At 69.8% G+C, this 18,450-nt stretch carries 22 protein-coding genes; 12 read left to right on the top strand and 10 right to left on the bottom strand.

Features of this window, described 5'->3' with window-relative positions; translation table 11 throughout:
- Positions 1–152: 152 nt before the first annotated feature.
- Together CVO76_RS08165 and CVO76_RS08160 are read right to left on the bottom strand one after the other, a co-directional pair.
- Positions 153–647: an ArsR/SmtB family transcription factor gene (locus CVO76_RS08165; protein WP_208741610.1), complete on the bottom strand. Its 495-nt coding sequence runs from the start codon at positions 645–647 to the stop codon at positions 153–155.
- 51 nt (positions 648–698) lie between these two features.
- On the bottom strand, positions 699–935 hold the full coding sequence (locus CVO76_RS08160; protein ID WP_208741609.1) for a hypothetical protein: 237 nt from the start codon (positions 933–935) through the stop codon (positions 699–701).
- A gap of 144 nt (positions 936–1,079) precedes the next feature.
- Here CVO76_RS08160 and fdxA point away from each other — a divergent pair, with 144 nt between their 5' ends.
- The 3 genes from fdxA (at position 1,080) to CVO76_RS08145 (ending at position 4,012) form a co-directional block, all read left to right on the top strand.
- Entirely contained in the window at positions 1,080–1,406 is a 327-nt protein-coding gene (gene fdxA / locus CVO76_RS08155) for a ferredoxin (RefSeq protein WP_049829022.1), read from the top strand.
- A 3-nt stretch (positions 1,407–1,409) separates the two neighbouring features.
- Positions 1,410–2,561 carry a succinyldiaminopimelate transaminase gene (gene dapC, locus CVO76_RS08150; RefSeq protein ID WP_432206144.1) on the top strand — a complete coding sequence of 384 codons (1,152 nt, stop codon included), beginning with the start codon at positions 1,410–1,412 and terminating at the stop codon, positions 2,559–2,561.
- Positions 2,562–2,728: 167 nt separating this feature from the next.
- Positions 2,729–4,012, top strand: coding sequence for a citrate synthase (locus CVO76_RS08145; RefSeq protein ID WP_133083290.1), 1,284 nt, complete (start codon positions 2,729–2,731; stop codon positions 4,010–4,012).
- 85 nt (positions 4,013–4,097) lie between these two features.
- Here the strand turns inward: CVO76_RS08145 and galE are convergent, their stop codons facing one another.
- The gene (gene galE, locus CVO76_RS08140; protein WP_208741607.1) at positions 4,098–5,123 is read right to left on the bottom strand and encodes a UDP-glucose 4-epimerase GalE; all 1,026 of its coding nucleotides are present in this window, start codon (positions 5,121–5,123) and stop codon (positions 4,098–4,100) included.
- 166 nt (positions 5,124–5,289) lie between these two features.
- Here galE and CVO76_RS08135 point away from each other — a divergent pair, with 166 nt between their 5' ends.
- On the top strand, positions 5,290–5,898 hold the full coding sequence (locus CVO76_RS08135; RefSeq protein WP_208741606.1) for a hypothetical protein: 609 nt from the start codon (positions 5,290–5,292) through the stop codon (positions 5,896–5,898).
- 12 nt (positions 5,899–5,910) lie between these two features.
- Here the strand turns inward: CVO76_RS08135 and CVO76_RS08130 are convergent, their stop codons facing one another.
- Positions 5,911–6,726 carry a hypothetical protein gene (locus CVO76_RS08130; RefSeq protein WP_208741605.1) on the bottom strand — a complete coding sequence of 272 codons (816 nt, stop codon included), beginning with the start codon at positions 6,724–6,726 and terminating at the stop codon, positions 5,911–5,913.
- A 66-nt stretch (positions 6,727–6,792) separates the two neighbouring features.
- Positions 6,793–7,773 carry a 2,3,4,5-tetrahydropyridine-2,6-dicarboxylate N-succinyltransferase gene (gene dapD, locus CVO76_RS08125; RefSeq protein ID WP_208741604.1) on the bottom strand — a complete coding sequence of 327 codons (981 nt, stop codon included), beginning with the start codon at positions 7,771–7,773 and terminating at the stop codon, positions 6,793–6,795.
- Positions 7,774–7,806: 33 nt separating this feature from the next.
- Between dapD and dapE the strand changes: the two genes are divergently transcribed.
- Positions 7,807–8,898 carry a succinyl-diaminopimelate desuccinylase gene (dapE, locus tag CVO76_RS08120; RefSeq protein WP_208741603.1) on the top strand — a complete coding sequence of 364 codons (1,092 nt, stop codon included), beginning with the start codon at positions 7,807–7,809 and terminating at the stop codon, positions 8,896–8,898.
- A gap of 72 nt (positions 8,899–8,970) precedes the next feature.
- Here the strand turns inward: dapE and CVO76_RS08115 are convergent, their stop codons facing one another.
- The 4 genes from CVO76_RS08115 to CVO76_RS08100 form a co-directional block, all read right to left on the bottom strand.
- Positions 8,971–9,840 carry an amino acid ABC transporter permease gene (locus CVO76_RS08115; RefSeq protein WP_133080996.1) on the bottom strand — a complete coding sequence of 290 codons (870 nt, stop codon included), beginning with the start codon at positions 9,838–9,840 and terminating at the stop codon, positions 8,971–8,973.
- A complete protein-coding gene (locus CVO76_RS08110) occupies positions 9,837–10,514 on the bottom strand; it encodes an amino acid ABC transporter permease (RefSeq protein WP_133080995.1) in 678 nt (225 codons plus the stop codon). The genes CVO76_RS08115 and CVO76_RS08110 overlap by 4 nt, the downstream gene beginning before the upstream one ends.
- Positions 10,515–10,591: 77 nt before the next feature.
- Positions 10,592–11,431, bottom strand: coding sequence for a glutamate ABC transporter substrate-binding protein (locus tag CVO76_RS08105; RefSeq protein WP_208741602.1), 840 nt, complete (start codon positions 11,429–11,431; stop codon positions 10,592–10,594).
- A 59-nt stretch (positions 11,432–11,490) separates the two neighbouring features.
- On the bottom strand, positions 11,491–12,267 hold the full coding sequence (locus CVO76_RS08100) for an amino acid ABC transporter ATP-binding protein (RefSeq protein WP_208741601.1): 777 nt from the start codon (positions 12,265–12,267) through the stop codon (positions 11,491–11,493).
- 118 nt (positions 12,268–12,385) lie between these two features.
- On the opposite strand from CVO76_RS08100, the gene CVO76_RS08095 reads away from it, so the two are divergent.
- The 5 genes from CVO76_RS08095 to CVO76_RS08075 all read left to right on the top strand — a co-directional run bounded on the left by CVO76_RS08095 (position 12,386) and on the right by CVO76_RS08075 (position 15,920).
- A complete protein-coding gene (locus CVO76_RS08095; protein WP_208741600.1) occupies positions 12,386–13,270 on the top strand; it encodes a TIGR00730 family Rossman fold protein in 885 nt (294 codons plus the stop codon).
- 35 nt (positions 13,271–13,305) lie between these two features.
- On the top strand, positions 13,306–13,707 hold the full coding sequence (locus CVO76_RS17320) for a DivIVA domain-containing protein (protein ID WP_244186269.1): 402 nt from the start codon (positions 13,306–13,308) through the stop codon (positions 13,705–13,707).
- Complete coding sequence (locus CVO76_RS08085) at positions 13,704–14,378, top strand: DNA-3-methyladenine glycosylase I (RefSeq protein ID WP_208741599.1); 675 nt, start codon at positions 13,704–13,706, stop codon at positions 14,376–14,378. Before CVO76_RS17320 ends, CVO76_RS08085 begins: the two co-directional genes overlap by 4 nt.
- Positions 14,375–15,586, top strand: coding sequence for a hypothetical protein (locus CVO76_RS08080; protein ID WP_208741598.1), 1,212 nt, complete (start codon positions 14,375–14,377; stop codon positions 15,584–15,586). The genes CVO76_RS08085 and CVO76_RS08080 overlap by 4 nt, the downstream gene beginning before the upstream one ends.
- A 166-nt stretch (positions 15,587–15,752) precedes the next feature.
- Positions 15,753–15,920, top strand: coding sequence for a DUF3117 domain-containing protein (locus CVO76_RS08075; RefSeq protein WP_087076540.1), 168 nt, complete (start codon positions 15,753–15,755; stop codon positions 15,918–15,920).
- Between the two features lie 12 nt (positions 15,921–15,932).
- Here CVO76_RS08075 and CVO76_RS08070 read toward each other — a convergent pair whose 3' ends face one another.
- Positions 15,933–16,571, bottom strand: coding sequence for an O-methyltransferase (locus CVO76_RS08070; RefSeq protein WP_208741597.1), 639 nt, complete (start codon positions 16,569–16,571; stop codon positions 15,933–15,935).
- Between the two features lie 304 nt (positions 16,572–16,875).
- On the opposite strand from CVO76_RS08070, the gene sigE reads away from it, so the two are divergent.
- Positions 16,876–17,523 carry an RNA polymerase sigma factor SigE gene (sigE, locus tag CVO76_RS08065; RefSeq protein WP_432206143.1) on the top strand — a complete coding sequence of 216 codons (648 nt, stop codon included), beginning with the start codon at positions 16,876–16,878 and terminating at the stop codon, positions 17,521–17,523.
- A 4-nt stretch (positions 17,524–17,527) separates the two neighbouring features.
- Positions 17,528–18,450: anti-sigma factor family protein (locus tag CVO76_RS08060; protein WP_208741595.1), on the top strand; the 923-nt coding region annotated here is incomplete at its 3' end.

Genomic DNA, 18,450 nt, shown 5'->3' with positions numbered 1-18,450 from the left:
GCTGATCCTCACCGGCTCGTCGGAGGTCGCCCCGGGGACCGCCGCCGCGGGCAACCTCTGGCTCTTCGGTGTGCTCGCGATGACGCTCGTCGCCGTGACGCTGGGCGCCGTCGTGCTGCGTCCGCAGCGGCGCCGCTAGCAGTCCCGCGAGGTCAGTCCGCGGTGCGGTCCAGGTGGTGCGCGAGCATGATCGAGGTGGCCGTGCCGTCCTCGTCGGGGTCCCGCCGGGCGTACTCCTCGAACACGTCACGGATGCGGCCCATCATCTCGGCGCGGTGCTCGTCGTTGAGCCGGACGCCGAGGCGCCAGACGTCGATCTCGGACGGCTGCAGGCCCTCGATCTCCTGCAGGAACGTCTCCACGAGCACGGGCGCCGCATTCGGGATACGGCTGTGCCAGGACAACCCTGTGGCGCGATAGGGGATCTCCTTGGCGCCACGGTTGCCGGTGCGGGCGTCGTCGGCCGCGAGGAAACCGGTGGACAGGAGGGTGCGCACGTGGTGCAGCGCCGTCGCCGGATTGAGATCCAGCGTCTCGGCGATCTCCTTGTTGGTCCTCGCCTTGTGGAGGCACAGACGCAGGATGCGGAGCCTGACAGGGGAGCTGAGCGCCCGGCCTCGGGCCTGGAGATCCTCGTCTGTGTCCATCCGCCGATTGTACGGGACTTCGACCTATCGATTGATAGGTCCCAATCACTGTTACGCCGTTCCCCGGCGGGGGGCCCTGCGCGGCGGAGGCGGCGGCACCGTCTTCGCGGCCGCCACATCGGAGAGGAGGACGACGTCGTCCCCCCTGCGGGTGCGCACGGTGCAGCTGGTGCCGTCCCGCGCGATCAGGTCGCCCAGCGAGTCGGTGAAGCCGTCGTCGAGGCGGCGCCGCACGACGACCCTCGTATTCAGGGGGAGCGAGGCGAGGAGGTCGAGGGGGCTCTGCACCCGTCAAGGGTAGACCTCCGGGCGCGTCGGCGCGGCCGACCCCGGGCGGGGAGCGGGTGGTCCTGCCGGAGGGAGGCGTTGCGTTAAGCTGGAGACCGCACCTCGGGTGCGCAGCCGACCCAGCTCCAACGAAAGGCGTGGGAAGTGACCTACGTAATCGCGCAGCCATGCGTGGACGTCAAGGACAAGGCCTGTATCGAAGAGTGCCCTGTCGACTGCATCTATGAGGGCGAGCGGTCGCTCTACATCCACCCCGACGAATGCGTGGACTGCGGCGCGTGCGAGCCCGTCTGCCCGGTGGAGGCCATCTACTACGAGGACGACACTCCCGAGCAGTGGGCCGAGTACTACAAGGCGAACGTCGAGTTCTTCGACGACCTCGGCTCGCCCGGCGGTGCCGCGAAGGTCGGCAACACGGGCTTCGACCACCCCATCATCGCGGCCCTGCCGCCCCAGAACCAGCCCGCGTAGGTGGTGGCCGGGAAGCCGAAGCCGTTCGGCCTGCACCTGCCCGACTATCCCTGGGACGCGATGGCGCCCTACCGGGCGATCGCCGCCGAGCACCCGGCGGGCGTGGTGGACCTGTCCATCGGGACGCCCGTCGATCCGACCCCGGAACTGATCCGGTCCGCGCTGGCCGCGGCCGCCGATGCGCACGGGTACCCCACTACGCACGGCACCACAGCGCTGCGGGAAGCCATCAGCGCCTGGTTCGCGCGCCGCCGCGGCGTGCCGGGCCTGGATCCCCTCGACATCCTGCCCACCGTCGGGTCCAAGGAACTGGTCGCGTGGCTGCCGCTCCTGCTGGGACTCGGCGAGGGGGACGTCGTCGTCCGTCCGACGGTGGCGTACCCGACCTACGACATCGGAGCCCACCTCGCGGGCGCGACGCCCGTCCCGGCCGATTCCCTCGCGGAACTCCCCGGGGACGTGCGCGCCCGGGTACGCCTCGTCTGGATCAACTCGCCGGGCAACCCCACGGGGGACGTGCTCGACGTCCACGCCCTGAAGGCGATCGTCGACGACGCCCGCTCCCTCGGAGCCGTCGTCGCGTCGGACGAGTGCTACGGGGAACTGGGCTGGGACGCCTGGGATCCCGCGGAGGGCGGCGAACCCGTGCCCAGCGTCCTCGACCCATGGGTCTCCGGCGGCTCGCACGAGCTCCTGCTGGCCGTCTACTCACTGAGCAAGCAGTCCAACCTCGCCGGGTACCGTGCTGCCTTCACGGCCGGCGATCCGGCGATCATCGCCAACCTCGTCAACTCGCGCAAGCACGCCGGCATGATCGTGCCCTATCCGGTGCAGGAAGCGATGCGCGTGGCGCTCGGCGACGACACCCACGTGGCGGAACAGAAGGACCTGTACCGGCGACGCCGTGCCCTGCTGGTCCCGGCCCTCGAGGCCGCCGGATTCACCATCAGCGGTTCCGTGGCCGGCCTGTACCTCTGGGCGTCCGACGGCGAGCCCACCTGGGACACCATCGGCCGGCTGGCCGGGCTCGGCATCCTCGCGGGCCCCGGCACCTTCTACGGGGATGCGGGTTCAGGTTTCATCCGGGTCGCGCTCACGGGCAGCGACGAGAGGATCGGGGCGGCGGTCGCCCGCCTCGCCGACCTGGTCCGCTGAGCGGCGCTGATCGCCGGTGCACGGCGAAGGGCAGCAGGATTAGTGATCGGGCCCCGCTGGCGGTAGCGTTTCAGCTGAATGTGCGTTTCCCGGAGTGACGTGTGTCCTCCTGTGTTGCGATGACGATATGTGGCGACGACCTCGCTCCAGCTCCTGAAGGAGAATCGATGACCGAGCAGAATGCTGCTTCCCTGCACTACGGCGGTGGCGAACTCAGCCTCCCGCTGGTGCCCGCCGTTGAGGGCAACAACGGCTACGACGTGTCGAAACTGCTGAAGCAGACCGGCCAGGTCACCTTCGACCCGGGCTTCATGAACACAGCGGCCACCACGTCCGCAATCACCTACATCGACGGCGACGCCGGGATCCTGCGCTACCGCGGCTACCCGATCGAGGAACTCGCGAAGAACTCGAGCTTCCTGGAGGTCTCCTACCTCCTCATCTACGGCAACCTGCCGACGCCCGAGGAACTGTCCGCGTTCGACGGGCGGATCCGCCGCCACACCCTGCTGCACGAGGAGCTCAAGGGCTTCTTCGGCGGGTTCCCCCGCGACGCGCACCCCATGCCCGTGCTGTCCTCGGCGGTCTCGGCGCTGTCCACGTTCTACCAGGACTCCCTGGACCCCTTCGACGACGAGCAGGTGGAGCTCTCCACGTTCCGCCTCATGGCGAAGCTGCCCGTCATCGCGGCCTACGCGCACAAGAAGTCCATCGGCCAGCCGATGCTGTACCCGGACAACTCCATGAACCTCGTGGAGAACTTCCTGCGGCTCTCCTTCGGCCTGCCGGCCGAGCCGTACGACCTCGATCCGATGATGGTCAAGGCCCTGGACCTGCTGCTCATCCTGCACGCGGACCACGAGCAGAACTGCTCCACGTCGACGGTCCGCCTCGTGGGCAGCTCGAACGCGAACATGTTCGCGTCGGTCTCCGCGGGCATCAACGCTCTCTTCGGCCCGCTGCACGGTGGCGCGAACGAGGCCGTGCTCAACATGCTGCGCGACATCCAGGCCAAGGGCATGCAGCCCGAGGACTTCATGGAGAAGGTCAAGAAGAAGGAAGACGGCGTGAAGCTCATGGGCTTCGGGCACCGCGTCTACAAGAACTACGACCCGCGCGCCAAGATCGTCAAGGCCACGGCCCACGACATCCTCAACAAGCTCGGCGGCAACGACGAACTGCTCGACATCGCCATGCGCCTCGAGGAGAAGGCGCTCGCGGACGACTACTTCATCGAGCGGAAGCTCTACCCGAACGTCGACTTCTACACGGGGCTGATCTACAAGGCGATGGGCTTCCCGGAGAAGATGTTCACCGTGCTGTTCGCGATCGGGCGCCTGCCCGGCTGGATCGCGCAGTGGCGCGAGATGATGCAGGATCCGCAGACCAAGATCGGGCGCCCGCGCCAGCTGTACACGGGCGAGGGAGAGCGGCACTACCCCGCGATCTGAGCCGCGGGACGAGCTTCCCGCACCCGGTACGGAAACGGCCGCCCACCATCAGGTGGGCGGCCGTCGTCGTTCCGGGACGAGGAGGTCAGGCGACCGGGGCCGTCGCGTAGCCCTGCGGGTTGTTCTTCTGCCAGCGCCAGTGGTCCTCGCACATCTCGGCGAGGGTCCGCGTCGCGGACCAGCCGAGGTCAGCCAGGGCGGAGGAGGGGTCCGCGTAGCTCACGGCCGCGTCGCCGGGCCGGCGGGGAGCGAACTCGTAGGGGATGTCCCGGCCCACCGCGGCCGAGAACGCCGTGAGGACCTCGAGGACGGAGGAGCCGTTGCCGGTGCCGAGGTTCCACGTGTGCACGCCGCCGCGCGCCACGAGGTAGTCGAGCGCGGCGAGGTGCCCCTCGGCGAGGTCGACCACGTGGATGTAGTCGCGCACGCCCGTGCCGTCCGGCGTCGGGTAGTCGTTGCCGAACACCATCACCTTCTCGCGCCGGCCGACGGCCACCTGCGCCACGAACGGCAGCAGGTTGTTGGGCACGCCGGTGGGGTCCTCACCGATGGTGCCCGAGGCATGCGCGCCCACCGGGTTGAAGTAGCGCAGCAGGGCGATGTTCCACCGGGGGTCGGCGGCACCGAGGTCCGAGAGGATGTCCTCGATCTGCTCCTTGGTGCGCCCGTAAGGATTCACGGCGTCCAGGGGGAGCTTCTCGGTGAGGGGTACCTCCTCGGAGGCACCGTACACGGTGGCGGACGAACTGAAGACCAGCGTGCGCACGTCGGCGTCGTCCATCACACGCAGCAGGTTCAGCGTGCCCCCCACGTTGTTGGAGTAGTAGTACAGCGGCTTCTCGACCGATTCACCCACGGCCTTCAGGCCCGCGAAGTGGATCACCGCGTCGACCTTCTCCTCCGCGAAGATGGACCGCAGCCGGGGCTCGTCGAGCAGATCGGCCTGGTGGAACGTGGGTGTGCGGCCGGCGAGGGCCGCGACACGCTCGAGCGAGGTCTCGGTGGAGTTCAGCAGGTTGTCGACGACGACGACGTCATGGCCGTGTTCGAGCAGGGTCAGGACGGTGTGCGAGCCGATGTAGCCACTGCCACCGGTAACGAGGATCTTCATGCTTCCATCCTAGGTCGGCGTCCCACCCGACTCTTCCACCGCGTCGTCCTCCGGGCCGCCCTCCGCGTGCGGTTGCACGCGTCCAGGGAAACGGGCACGGCTCTGGAGCGGCCGCGGGTGCGGGGTCTACTCTGGGAGCCAGCCCGACCGGTCCCGAAGGAGGCCCATGTCGTACCCCGGGTACAGCACGTACTTCACCGTGGACACCTCCCAGGTGCTCCTCGTGGCGCTCTACCTGCGGGACTGCGCCGGGCTGCGGGGGGTCGGACTCCCCGCGCTGCCGCCGGTCGTCCCGTCCGTGCGGACGGTCGAGACTCGGCGCCTGACCGAGCCGGCGGGTGGTGACACGGCACTGCGGGTCGAGTGGGAGGCGTGGTGGCACAGCCTCCTGGGAGGCCGTATCAGCGACGCCGTCCTGCCCCTGCCGCCACGCTTCGAGGCGCTGGACGGCATGGAGGCGCTGAAGGCGCTCATGCGGGCCCACGTCGGGGCAGCCATGGACTGGGCCGAGGAGCGGTGCGCGGAGTATGCCCTCCACGCGGGGGCGAGGGGCGCCGACAGCATGGAGTACCTGCTGGCGCGGATCGTGCAGGAACGCGAGCTTGAACTGGGCCGGGCCGCCCGCCACTTCACGCTGCAGGTCATCGAACTCCCGCTGGGCGTCCACCGCGCGTGGTGGGTGGAGCCGGACAAACTCCTGATGTGCCAGGAGCTGTTCGACGACGAGCGGTCCTTCCGCAGCTATGTGGAGCCGGTGGTCAGGGCGCTCGCCTGAGCCGTCCACCGGTCAGGGCGTCATCCCCGCGACGGTGACGACCAGGGTCCCGGGGTCCGTCGGCGTCGGAGTCCACCCGCCGTCGGACCTGACCCATGCGAGGCCCCCGTAGGCGACCGAGGTGATGTGCAGATGGGCGGCATTCGCGACGGCCCACTGCGCGGCCGCCCAGCCCGTCGTCCCGCTCACGCCCAGGGTGAGGGTCTTCCCGTCGGCGACGCCCCCGAGCGGCCCGAAGACCTCGTCGGCGGCGTCGGACACCGCGAGGGTGTCGCCGTCCGTGGCCGGTTCCCGGAGCATGCAGTCGAGGGCGGCAGGGGAGTTGCCCGTCAGCGCGGAGGCGAAGGCACGTCCTTCCGGCTCGTGGTCCGCGTACGCCTCGGGGTAGGCGGACCGCTGGACCGTCTGCGCCGCCTCGGTGATGGGCAGTGTCTCGTAGCCCGGTACCTCCACCAGGGCGTCGTAGAAGGCGCCGGTGGCGTAGAGCGGCGTCATGACCTGCTCCTCCGTGCCCCAGCCCTGCGAGGGCCGCTGCTGGAACAGCCCGCGGGAGTCGGGGCCGGCGTCGTCCCCGTAGCCGATGTTCTCGAGCCGCGACTCCTGGATGGCCGTGGCGATCGCGATGGACGCCGCCCGCGCAGGCAGGCCGCGCTGGACGGCGACGCCGGAGATCAGGGCGGCGTTCCCGGCCTGCGTCGGGCTCAGCTCGAAGGTATCGGCGCCCACCGTGGCACTGCAGCGTTCACGGACCAATACCTCGCTGTCCTGGAGCTGGTCGAGCGCGAGGACGCCACCGCCGACGACGACGATCCCGAGGGCGGCGAGCATGGCACCGGTCCGCAGCCGGCGCCGGCGGCGACGGACAGCAGCGGAGGGGGGCCGCGGCGCCACGGGCTAGTTGGCGTGCAGGGCCGGGTTGAGCGCGATCCCGTCGCCGGCGCGCGGACGTGCCTCGACCGCACCGGTGGCGGAGTTGCGCAGGAAGAGGATGCCCGGTTCACCCGAGAGGTCCTTGGCCTTCACGAGCGTCCCGTCCTGAAGGGTCACCTTGGTGCCGGCCGTGAGGTACAGGCCGGCCTCGACCACGCAGTCGTCCCCGAGGGAGATGCCCACACCGGACTCGGCGCCGAGCAGGCAGCGCTCACCGATGGTGATGCGTTCCTTGCCGCCACCCGAGAGGGTGCCCATGATCGAGGCGCCGCCGCCGATGTCGGAGCCGTTGCCCACCACCACACCCGCGGAGATACGGCCCTCGACCATGGAGTGGCCGAGGGTGCCCGCGTTGAAGTTCACGAAGCCCTCGTGCATCACGGTGGTGCCGTCGGCGAGATGGGCACCCAGGCGGACACGATCGGCGTCGGCGATCCTCACGCCTGCCGGCACCACGTAGTCCACCATGCGCGGGAACTTGTCGACGCCGTGCACGGCCACGGGTCCGCGCGCCCGCAGGGCGGCCCGGACGGTCTCGAAGCCCTGGACGGGGGCCGGTCCGTGGTTCGTCCAGACCACAGTGGCCAGGAGCCCGAAGATGCCGTCGAGGTTGATGGTGTTGGGCTCGACGAGCCGGTGGGAGAGCAGGTGCAGCCTCAGGTACGCGTCCTCGGTCCCGGCCGGGGCGTCGTCCGGATCCACGGCGAGGTCCACGACCCGCTGGGTCACCTGCCGCGCGTCGTCGGACCCGGAGCCTGCGAGCGTCTCGAGGGTGTTGCGCAACTCCTGCTGCGCGGCGGCGTCCATCGGATCGGCTCCGAGCCAGGGGGCGGGGAACCACGTATCCAAGACGGTGCCGTCCGAGGCCACCGTCGCGAGGCCGATGCCACCGGCCACACGCTGGGAGGCTCCGGGCAGGGAAGGGCTGGGCGTAGGAGGAGTCATGGGCAGCAGTCTACCGAGGGATAGGGTTGCAGCATGATTCAGACACCCTCCGTGGAGCTCGACCTGGCCTCCGACGTCGCCCAGCTCACAGCCCGACTGATCGACGTCGAGAGCGTCTCGGGCAACGAGGCGGGCATCGCCGACGCCGTCGAGCGGGCCCTGCGACCCCTGCAGCACCTCGAGGTGGTCCGCGACGGCGACTGCGTGCTGGCGCGGACGCGGCTCGGCCGCGCCGAGCGGGTCATCCTCGCCGGTCATCTGGACACCGTTCCGCTGCCCACCACCGCCGGGTCGAGGGGGACGGTCCCGTCCACCTGGGAAGGGGATGTGCTCTTCGGCCGGGGAGCGACGGACATGAAGGGGGGCGTGGCCGTGCAGCTCGCGCTCGCCGCCGCGCTCACCGCGCCGAGCCGCGACATCACCTTCATCTTCTACGACCACGAGGAGGTCGAGGCCTCGCTCAGCGGGCTGGGCCGCGTGGCCGTGTCCCATCCGGAGTGGCTGGAGGCGGACTTCGCGGTCCTCCTCGAACCCACGGACGGCACGGTGGAGGGAGGGTGCAACGGCACCGCGCGCTTCGACGTGCGCGTCACCGGGAAGGCATCGCACTCCGCCCGCGCCTGGATGGGGGAGAACGCCATTCACGGGGCCGCCGAGATCCTCGTCCGGCTCCGCGACCACGAGCCGGCGACCGTCCATGTCGACGGGCTCGACTACCGGGAGAGCTTGAACGCGGTCAAGATCAGCGGCGGCACGGCCGGCAACGTGATCCCGGACAGCACGGTCATCGAGGTGAACTACCGCTTCGCGCCGGACAAGACGCCCGAGCAGGCGGAGCAGTACGTGCGGGCGCTGCTCGAGGGCTTCTCCGTCGAGCGGACCGACGCCGCCGCGGGAGCGCGGCCCGGTCTCCACCATCCGGCGGCGGCGGCCTTCGTGGCGGCTGTCGGCGCCGAGCCGAAGCCGAAGTACGGCTGGACCGACGTCGCGCGGTTCAGCGCCCTCGGCATACCGGCGGTCAACTTCGGTCCGGGCGACGCACTGCTCGCGCACACGGACGACGAACACGTGCAGGCCGACGCGGTGCGCGCATGCCTCCGCGCCCTGACCACCTGGCTGTCCTGACCCGACCGCACACGACGAAGGGGCCGGCTGGTGCCGGGCCCTTCGTCGTCCAGGGGTGCAGTGGATGCCTCCTCAGGTGGAGGCGGCATCCATGGCGATGGCGCCCTTCGCGGCCGGTTTGCGCCCCTTCGTCCGGAAGCTGAGGAGCGTGGAGAGCCGGGTCGCCAGCGTGGAGAGCGCGAAGTTGATGGCGATGAAGATCGCTGCCGCGACGAACAGCGACGGGATCACGTTGCCCTCGCCCACCCCCAGGCGCCGCGTGAACTGCAGCAGCTCCGGGTAGGTGATGATGAAGCCCAGCGCGGAGTCCTTCAGGATCACCACGAACTGGCTGATCAGGGCCGGCAGCATGGCGATCAGGGCCTGCGGGACCTCGATGGAGCGCAGCGACTGGTTCCGGGTCAGGCCGATCGCCATGCCCGCCTCGCGCTGGCCCTTCGGCAGGCCGTGGACGCCGGAGCGCACGAGCTCGGCGATGACCGACCCGTTGTAGAGCGTCAGGGCGATGATCACGGCGATCAGTGGTGCGTCCTGCGGCTGGACGGCGCCCGAACTGCCGAGCGCCAGCCAGAAGAAGATCATCATGAGCAGCACGGGGACCGCGCGCAGGACCTCCACGACCAGGCCGGCGAACCAGCGGATCGGCGCGGCGTGCGAGAGCCTCCCGACGCCGAAGATCAGCCCGAAGAGGACCGAGGTGACGATCGAGATGCCGGCGGCCTTCAGGGTGTTGAGCAGCCCGGGCAGGATGAAGAACTCCCAGGTCCTCGACTCGAGGAAGGGTGACCACATGCTCCCGGTCAGCTGGCCCTTGTCCGCCAGGGCGGAGACCACCCAGGCGAGGATGCCGAGGACGACCAGCACACCCACGATGTTGCCGATGAGGATGTTGCGCCGGGCGCGCGGGCCGGGGGCGTCGAACAGGACCTGTTGGACGCTCATCGTGCCACCGCCAGTTTCCGTGAGGCCCAGGTGGTCAGGAGACCGATCGGGATCACCAGGATCACGAAGCCGAGGGCGAAGGTGAGGAAGATCGGGATCACGAGGTCCGACCGGAACTCGATCATGGTCTTCATGAGGCCGGAGGACTCGGTGGCGACCGAGCCGGCCGCGGCGACGGTCGAATTCTTGATGAGGGCGATCAGGACGTTGCCGAGCGGGGCGATCGCCCCGCGGAACGCCTGGGGCAGGATGATGAGGCGCGCGGCGGGGAGGAAGCTGAGTCCGATGGCACGCGCCGCTTCGGCCTGGCCGAGCGGAACCGTGTTCACGCCGCTGCGGATCGCCTCGCAGACGAAGGCGGCATGGTAGAGCGCCAGTCCCACGATCGCGATCCGGAACAGGCTGAGGTTGAGGTCACTCGCCAGGCTGATCTGCATGACGGAGAACAGACCGAGGAACCCGAACGCGAGGATGATCGTCAGCGGGGTGTTACGGAAGATGTTGACGTAGGCCGCCCCGAACCACTGCAGGCTGGGGATGGGGGAGATACGGAACAGTGCCAGCACCGTACCGATGGCCAGGGCCCAGATGGCGGCCCAGAACGACAGCTGGATGTTGACCCAGAACGCTGCGGGCACGTCGTAGGTCTCGAACAGCGACAGGTAGTTCTCCACGGTTCACCTCTTTCCTGGTGGGGAACATGGCATTGGTGGGGTGGTCCGTGCGGACCACCCCACCAATGATTGCGGTGCTACGCGCAGGGCGCCGGGGTCGGCGGGTTCAGCTCTGCGTTGAAGGTGTAGTCGGCACCCTCGGTGTTGCTGGTGATCGCTTCTTCCCAGGCACCGTCGTCGATCATCTTGGTGATGGCCGCATTGATGTCCTCGCACATGTCGCTGCCCTTGGGGAGCCCGACGCCGTAGTTCTCCTCGGAGAACGTGTTACCGACGACCTTGAACTTGCCGGCGTTGGACTCCTGCGCGGCGAGGCCGGCGAGGATGATGTCATCCGTGGTGACGGCGTCGATCTGGCCGCCGCCCATCGCGGTGACGCACTCCGCGTAGCCGGGCTGCTCGACGAGCTGCACCCCGGGGTACTGGTCCTTGATCTTCTGGGCGGAGGTGGAACCGGTCACGGAGCACAGGTTCTTGCCCTCGAGGTCCTCGGGGCCGGCGATGTCGCTGTCCGTGGGGACGAGGAGGTCCTGGCCGGCCACGAAGTACGGACCGGCGAAGTCGACGGTCTCCTTGCGGGTGTCGGTGATGGAGTACGTCGCGAAGATCATGTCCACCTGGCTGTTGGACAGCAGGTTCTCGCGGTTCGCGGACGGGGCTTCCACGAATTCGATCTGCTTCTCGGTGTACCCGAGCTCGTTCGCGACGTACTTCGCGACGTCGACGTCGAAGCCCGAGTAGGAGCCGCCCTCGTCGTAGCCGAGGCCCGGCTGGTCGAACTTGATGCCGATGCGGACGGTCTCGGCGCTGCCGCTCTCGCCGCCCTCCGACTCGGCGCTGTCGCCGCCGCCACAGGCGGACAGCGTCAGTGCGGCCACCGCAGCTACCGCGGCTGCTGCATATCGGGTCTTCTGCATTGGTTCTCCTTGCGTTGGGGCCTTCCGGAGGCCTTCTGGTATGCGGATGGTGCGGGGGGTCAGTGCGAGAGGATCTTGCCGAGGAAGTCCTTGGCGCGCTCGCTCTGCGGATTCGTGAAGAACTCCTCAGGCGTGGCCTGCTCCATGATCTGGCCGTCCGCCATGAAGATCACGCGGTCGGCGGCCCGGCGGGCGAAGCCCATCTCGTGGGTTACCACGATCATGGTCATGCCCTCCCTCGCGAGGGCCACCATGGCGTCGAGGACCTCGTTGATCATCTCCGGGTCGAGCGCCGAGGTGGGCTCGTCGAACAGCATGACCTTGGGCTTCATGGCGAGCGCGCGGGCGATCGCGACGCGCTGCTGCTGCCCGCCGGACAGCTGCGCAGGGAGCTTCTGCGCCTGGTTGTCGACGCCCACGCGCTTGAGCAGCGACATCGCGAGCTCCTTCGCCTCGCCGCCCTTCATGCCCCGGACCTTCACCGGACCGAGCGTGACGTTCTCGAGGATCGACTTGTGGGCGAAGAGGTTGAACGACTGGAAGACCATCCCGACGTCGGCGCGGAGTTTCGTCAGGGCCTTGCCCTCTGCGGGGAGCACCTTGCCGTCGATGGTGATCTCGCCGTCGTCGATGGTCTCGAGCCGGTTGATGGCGCGGCAGAGCGTCGACTTCCCGGAGCCGGAGGGGCCGATGACAACCACGACCTCACCGCGGGCGACGTCCAGGTTGATGTTCCGAAGGACGTGCAGGTCCCCGAAATGCTTGTTCACGTCCCGGAGGGAGACGAGGGGAGTTCCCGAGGACGCGGGCGCAGCCGGTTGCGGTTCACTTGTCATGGGAGAAATCTAGCGAACTATTCCCTGCCAGCAATACACAGTGGGGCAAAGGCACCGATTGTGATTAAAGAGCAATCAAAAGCCGCCCGCCGGCCTTTCCGTTGGCTAGCCTAGGGAAATGTCTCCCTCCCAGCACCCCTCGGCCAGCAGCGACACCGGGACCACCACCCTGCACGACGACGGCGCCCTCGCCGGATCCGGGCCGTCCGGATCCCCCGACACGGACGGCACGTCCGGCAGGCGTGCGACCGATCCCGCGGGAGCGGGCCGGGCCACCCGACGGAAGGGCTCGGTCGAGTTGAGGCGCGGCCAGGCGACGGTCCCGCAGTCGGACAACATGCTCCTCGACGCCGACGAATCCGGAGGCTTCACCCGCACCGACCCGTGGCGCGTGCTGCGCATCCAGAGCGAGTTCGTGGAGGGCTTCGGGACGCTGGCGGACCTCGGTCCGGCCATCAGCGTCTTCGGTTCGGCCCGGACCGCGCGCGACTCCTCGTACTACGCGATGGGCGAGGAGGTGGGCCGCAGGCTCGTGGAATCCGGCTACGCGGTCATCACGGGGGGTGGCCCGGGCGCGATGGAGGCGGCGAACAAGGGCGCCTGCGAGGCCGGCGGTACCTCCGTGGGCCTGGGCATCGAGCTGCCCTTCGAGCAGGGGATGAACGAGTGGGTGGACCTCGGCATCAACTTCCGCTACTTCTTCGCGCGGAAGACCATGTTCGTCAAGTACGCGAGCGGTTTCGTCGTGCTGCCGGGTGGCTTCGGTACCCTCGACGAGCTGTTCGAGGCGATGACCCTCGTGCAGACGGGCAAGGTGACCTCCTTCCCGATCGTGCTGATCGGGAAGGACTACTGGCGCCCCCTGGTCGAATGGATCGAAGGCACCCTGCTCGCCGAGGGCACCGTCTCCCGGCAGGATCTCTCGCTGCTGCAGCTGGTCGACACCGCCGAGGAGGCCGTGCGGATCGTGGCCGCGTCGGCCGGTCACGAGCACCGCGGCTGAGGGTTGCTCCGGAGGAACTCTGACACCATAGCGCTGTGACTATCTTCCTGGTGATCCTCGCCATCCTGCTGGTGGGAGGGACCGCGGTCCTCGCCTCGGGGCGTGCGCTCCCGGCGGCCCTGCACGGGTTCGCGCCGGCTACCCGCGCCGCCGACGGGCCGGACGCCGCGGCCGTCGCCCGCACCGGGTCCGGCGCCCCCCGGATGCAGGGGGACGGGTTGGGACTGGTGCAACCGGTGGCGTCGCTGCCGCCCGTCCTGCTCCCCGACGTGCCCGCCGCAGCGGATGTCGATGCCGTCCGCTTCGGTCTCGGCCTCCGCGGCTACCGGATGGACCAGGTGGACGAGGTCCTCGACCGGCTGGCGGCGGCGCTCGAGGAACGCGACGCCCTCATCGGGGACCTGCGCTCGCGGCTCGCCGCGAAGGACGCCGGATGACCGGTTTCGCGGTCCCGGGATCGGACGGCCGGCTCCGGTGCGGCTGGGCTGTCTCCAGCGCGGAGTACGAGCGGTACCACGACGAGGAGTGGGGGAGGCGCGTCCCCACCGAGGCGGGGCTCTTCGAACGGCTGAGCCTCGAGGCGTTCCAGTCCGGCCTGAGTTGGATCACGATCCTGCGCAAGCGGGAGGCGTTCCGCACGGCCTTTGCCGGCTTCGACCCGGCGGCCGTGGCACGGTTCGGCCCCGGGGACGTCGAGCGCCTGATGAACGACGCCGGCATCGTCCGCAACCGGCAGAAGATCGAGGCCACCATCTCGAACGCGGCGGCGCTGCTGGCGTTGCCGGACGGCACGACCCTCGGATCGCTGCTGGAGGCCCACCGACCCCTGCAGGAAGCCGTGCCCGCGACCCTTGCGGACGTCCCTGCCATCACGCCCGAGAGCACGGCACTGGCTCGGGAGCTCCGCAGCTTCGGCTTCCGCTTCGTGGGACCGACGACGGCGTACGCGATGCTGCAGGCCACGGGCTACGTGGACGACCACCTCCGCGACTGCTGGGTCCGGATGGCGGCAGGGCCGGCGGTGCTCACCTCCCCGGACTCCCCGGACTCCCCGGCTGACCCGGCCGACCCGGCCGATCCGGCCGTCGCCTCCCCGACCGTTCCGTGAGCAGCACGGGGACGGCCGGGGTGCGCCGGGCATCGCTCCGCCGGGTGCCCTGGCCCGTGCCGGTGCTGGCGGTCTTCCTCGCCGGGCGCCTCGTCTCGACCGTGATCCTCCTCCTCGCTGCGTCGCGCCAGGGCGCGAGCCCCTGGTCCGGGCCCTCACCCGCCTACGGCACCTTCATCGACTACTGGGACAGCGGCTGGTACGAGCGTATCTTCACGGAGGGCTACCCCTCCGATCTGCCGCGGGACGCCGGCGGCACGGTCCTCCACAACCAGTGGGCGTTCCACCCGCTCTTCCCGGGACTGGTCCGCGCGCTCGATGCCGTCACGGGCCTCGGCTGGGGGATCCTCGCGCCCTCCGTGTCCATCGCGGCCGCTGCCGGTGCTTCCCTCGTGGTGTACCGGCTGTTCCGGCTCCGCTCCGACGCCGCGGGGGCCCTCGCGGGCGTCGCGGTGGTGTCCTTCGCGCCCGTCGCCGCCATCCTGCAGGTGCCCTACGCGGAGTCGCTGCACCTGCTGCTGCTCGCCTCCGCGCTCTACCTCGTCGCCACGCACCGCTACTACGCGGCGATGCCCGTCGTCGTGCTCATGTGTTCCGCGCGTCCTGCCGGAGTGCCGTTCGCCATCATGGTCGGGATGCTGTTCCTCCACGCGCTCCAGGTCGCGCACCGGTCGGACGACGCCGCCGGGCGCAGCGCCGCAGGGCGGGTGCGGCCGCTGTTCCTGCTGGGGGTCGTCGCCTCGCTCTCCGCCGTCGCATGGCCCGTCGCCGCGTGGGTGGTCACCGGCCAGCGCGACGCCTATGTCGCGACCGAGACCGCCTGGCGCGGAGAGGCGCTGGCACCCTTCGTGCCGTGGTTCGAGGCGCCGGCCGCCGTGCTGGGACCCGCGGCGGGAGCGCTGGTGGTCGTGGCGCTGGTGATGGGCGGCGTCGCCCTCTTCCTCTCACCGGCCGTGCGCTCGATCGGGCTGGTGCTCGGCGCCTGGTGCGCCGGCTACCTGCTGTACCTCGCGGCGTTCTGGGATCCGCAGTCCAGCACCTGGCGCATCCTGCTGCCGCTCTTCCCCCTGGCGCTCGCGGCCGCACGCCTGGGCGGCGGCCGCGTCCTGTGGGTGCTCCTGCCGGTGTCGGTGGTCCTCCAGTTCCTCTGGGTGGACTGGCTGTGGGCGTGGACGCCGTCCGGGCCGAACGGTGATTATCCACCCTGAGTGTGATCCACGCCGCACCTGAATTAGCAGGAGCAGGCCTTGTGCTGAATAATGAAGGGGATGACGTGCACCACCGGGACCCTCATCGGGCCACCGGGTCAGGCGCACCGTTTACTGTCGCGCTGCCGCTGACCGCGGTTGCGCCCTGTTGAAAGGGACACTCCCCATGGCTGCCATGAAACCGCGTACCGGCGATGGACCGATGGAAGTCACCAAGGAAGGGCGCAGCCTCATCATGCGGGTGCCGATCGACGGGGGCGGACGCCTGGTCGTCGAGCTCAACGCGGAAGAAGCGGGCAAGCTCAAGGACTGCCTGCTCACCGTCACCACCTAGGCGGCAGCGCCGTCAGGCGCGCTGCTTCACCGCCAGCAGGAGCCCGGTCCCGGTCGGCAGGAGCGCCGACACGAGGGACTCGTTCTCCCGGATCATCCGGCCGACCTGGCGCAGTGTGTTGGTCGACTGCTCCCGGACGGCCGGCTCGGCCACCCGGTCCTGGTCCAGGGCGTCGTTGACGATCATGATCCCACCGTCCTTGAGCAGGCGTGTGGCCTGCTCGACGTAGGCCGGGAGCCCGGGCTTGTCCGCGTCGATGAAGACCAGGTCGTACGCGCGGTCCGTCAGGCGCGGGAGGACATCGGCGGCGCGGCCCGAGATGGTGCGCGTGCGGTTGGACGGGATGCCGGCCTCCGAGTAGGCCTCGCGCGCGGCGCGGAGGTGGTCCACGTCGGAGTCGATCGTCGTCAGCACCGCGTTCCGTCCGAGTCCCCTCAGCAGGCAGACGCCGGACACGCCTGCGCCGGCGCCCACCTCGACGGCGGTGCTCGCCTTCGACGCCGCAGCCAGCACGGTGAGCGCCGCGCCGACCGCAGGCGTCACGGGGGTGACACCGAGTTCGTGGGAGCGGTCTCGGGCCCGAAGGAGGATGTCGTCCTCGTCGGGGAGTCCTTCCGTGTAGGACCAGCTGCTGTGTTTGTCGGCGGCCATGGACGTCCGTTCTATGGTTCTCGGGGATGCGGGCTGGAAGGGGCGGAAGCCCCGCCCCAACCCTACTGTGCGGCGCAGCAGGACTTCCATGCGGCGCGTCCTGTACCGGGGCGGACGGTGCGTGACCCACGGCACCGGGGGAGAGCGACGTCCACGGATCTGCCAGCGAGTTCCCAGCTTGGTACGAAAGACTTTTCTCTCGGGACATCCAGCAGCAGCGCAGTCCCGAATCCCCGGTACTCCCGCAGGTCGTGCGCCCGCGGGACGCAGCCTGTTCGGGATTCGCGGCGAGAAGGGGAACATGATGTCTAGTGTCAAGGCGGGGCAGATCGCCGTGGAGGCCGGCACGGGCGCGGACGAGCCGCTGCTCGACGAGCACGGCAACCCCTGGGTCGCACCATCCTGGGAAGAAGTCGTCACCAACTACTCACCGAAGGTCTATCGCCTCGCGTACCGGCTCACGGGCAACAGGTTCGACGCCGAGGACCTCACCCAGGAGGTCTTCGTGCGGGTCTTCCGTTCCCTCGCGAATTTCAAGCCCGGAACGCTCGACGGCTGGCTGCACCGCATCACCACCAACCTGTTCCTCGATCAGGCCCGACGGAAGACGCGCATCCGGTTCGACGGACTCACCGAAGAGGCCGAGAGCCGCCTCCCGAGCAAGCACCCGGGCCCCGAGCGCAGCTTCGAGTTCAACAACCTGGACATCGACGTGCAGTCGGCACTGGAGGAACTGCCGCCGGACTTCCGCGCAGCCGTCGTGCTCTGCGACCTCGAAGGCCTCGCCTACGACGAGGTGGCGCAGGTGCTCGGGGTGAAGCTCGGTACCGTCCGCTCGCGCATCCACCGCGGCCGCACCATGCTGCGGGAGAAGCTCGCCCACCGCGACCCGCGCCGGTCGGGCGGGAACGGTCCTGCCCTCGGCGTGCCACGGATCGCCGGTCTGGGCTAGGCCGATGCTGCATCCCCATCGCTCGCTGCAGGACCTCGTCGACGGTGAGTTGTCCGACAGGCGCCGCATCGCCGTGGAGCGCCATGTCTCCCGCTGCGCCTCGTGCGCTGCGGGCGTGGCCCGGCTCCGACGTCTCAAGAGCGCGCTGCTGGGACTGCGCAACCCGTCACCCGACCCGGACCTGCAGCGCAGGCTGCTGTCGCCCGGGTTCGGGTCCGCCGGGGTCCAGGAGCGGACCGGCTCGAGTGCGGCCTTCGTACGCGCCCATCACGAGCGTACCGGTCCCGTCCGCAGCCGCCGCACGCTGGTCGCCACGGCCGGTGGGTCCGCCGCCGTCGTCGCCGCGCTCCTGGCCAGCGCCTACGTCATCGGATCGGAGACCCGGCCCGCGACGGTCGCCGAGGCCGGCGGCACCACCGCGTTGCGCGCCGGCTGGGAGGCCGTGGCACCCCGGACGCCCACCTACCTGGACACCGACCAGCTGGAGACCCTGCGGGCCGGCGGCTGGTACTGCCCGGAACTCGAATCGCTCGGCTTCGACCTCCGCAGCGCCGAGGGCATCACCGTCGACGGCACACCGACCCTGGAACTCGTCCTGGAGAACGACGGCGACACCGTGACCGTCTACGAACAGCGGAAGGTCGGCGGCGCTGTGGATGCCGCTGCTCCGCCGCTGAACGCCGTCACCGGGAACATCGTGACGCAGGACGGCTTCGAGCACGTCGGCGGTGCAGGCCAGGACGTCTGGGTCCTGTCCGGCCGGCCCTGGCAGGTCGTCCTCGATTCGCCGTCGGTCACCTACACCGTGGTGTCCGACCTGCCCGCGGCCGCCATGCCGCAGACGCTCAGCCAGCTCGTGATGGCGGAGCACGCCCAGCTCGCGCTGGCGCCGCAGGGCGGGGACGACTCCATGGTGGAGCGCATCCT

Origin of the sequence: Arthrobacter agilis, assembly GCF_002953615.1 — a bacterium.
GTDB classification, from domain to species: Bacteria; Actinomycetota; Actinomycetes; order Actinomycetales; family Micrococcaceae; genus Arthrobacter_D; species Arthrobacter_D agilis_B.
Note: the sequence above shows the minus strand (reverse complement) of the source record. Positions and strands in the feature narration are given on the sequence as shown.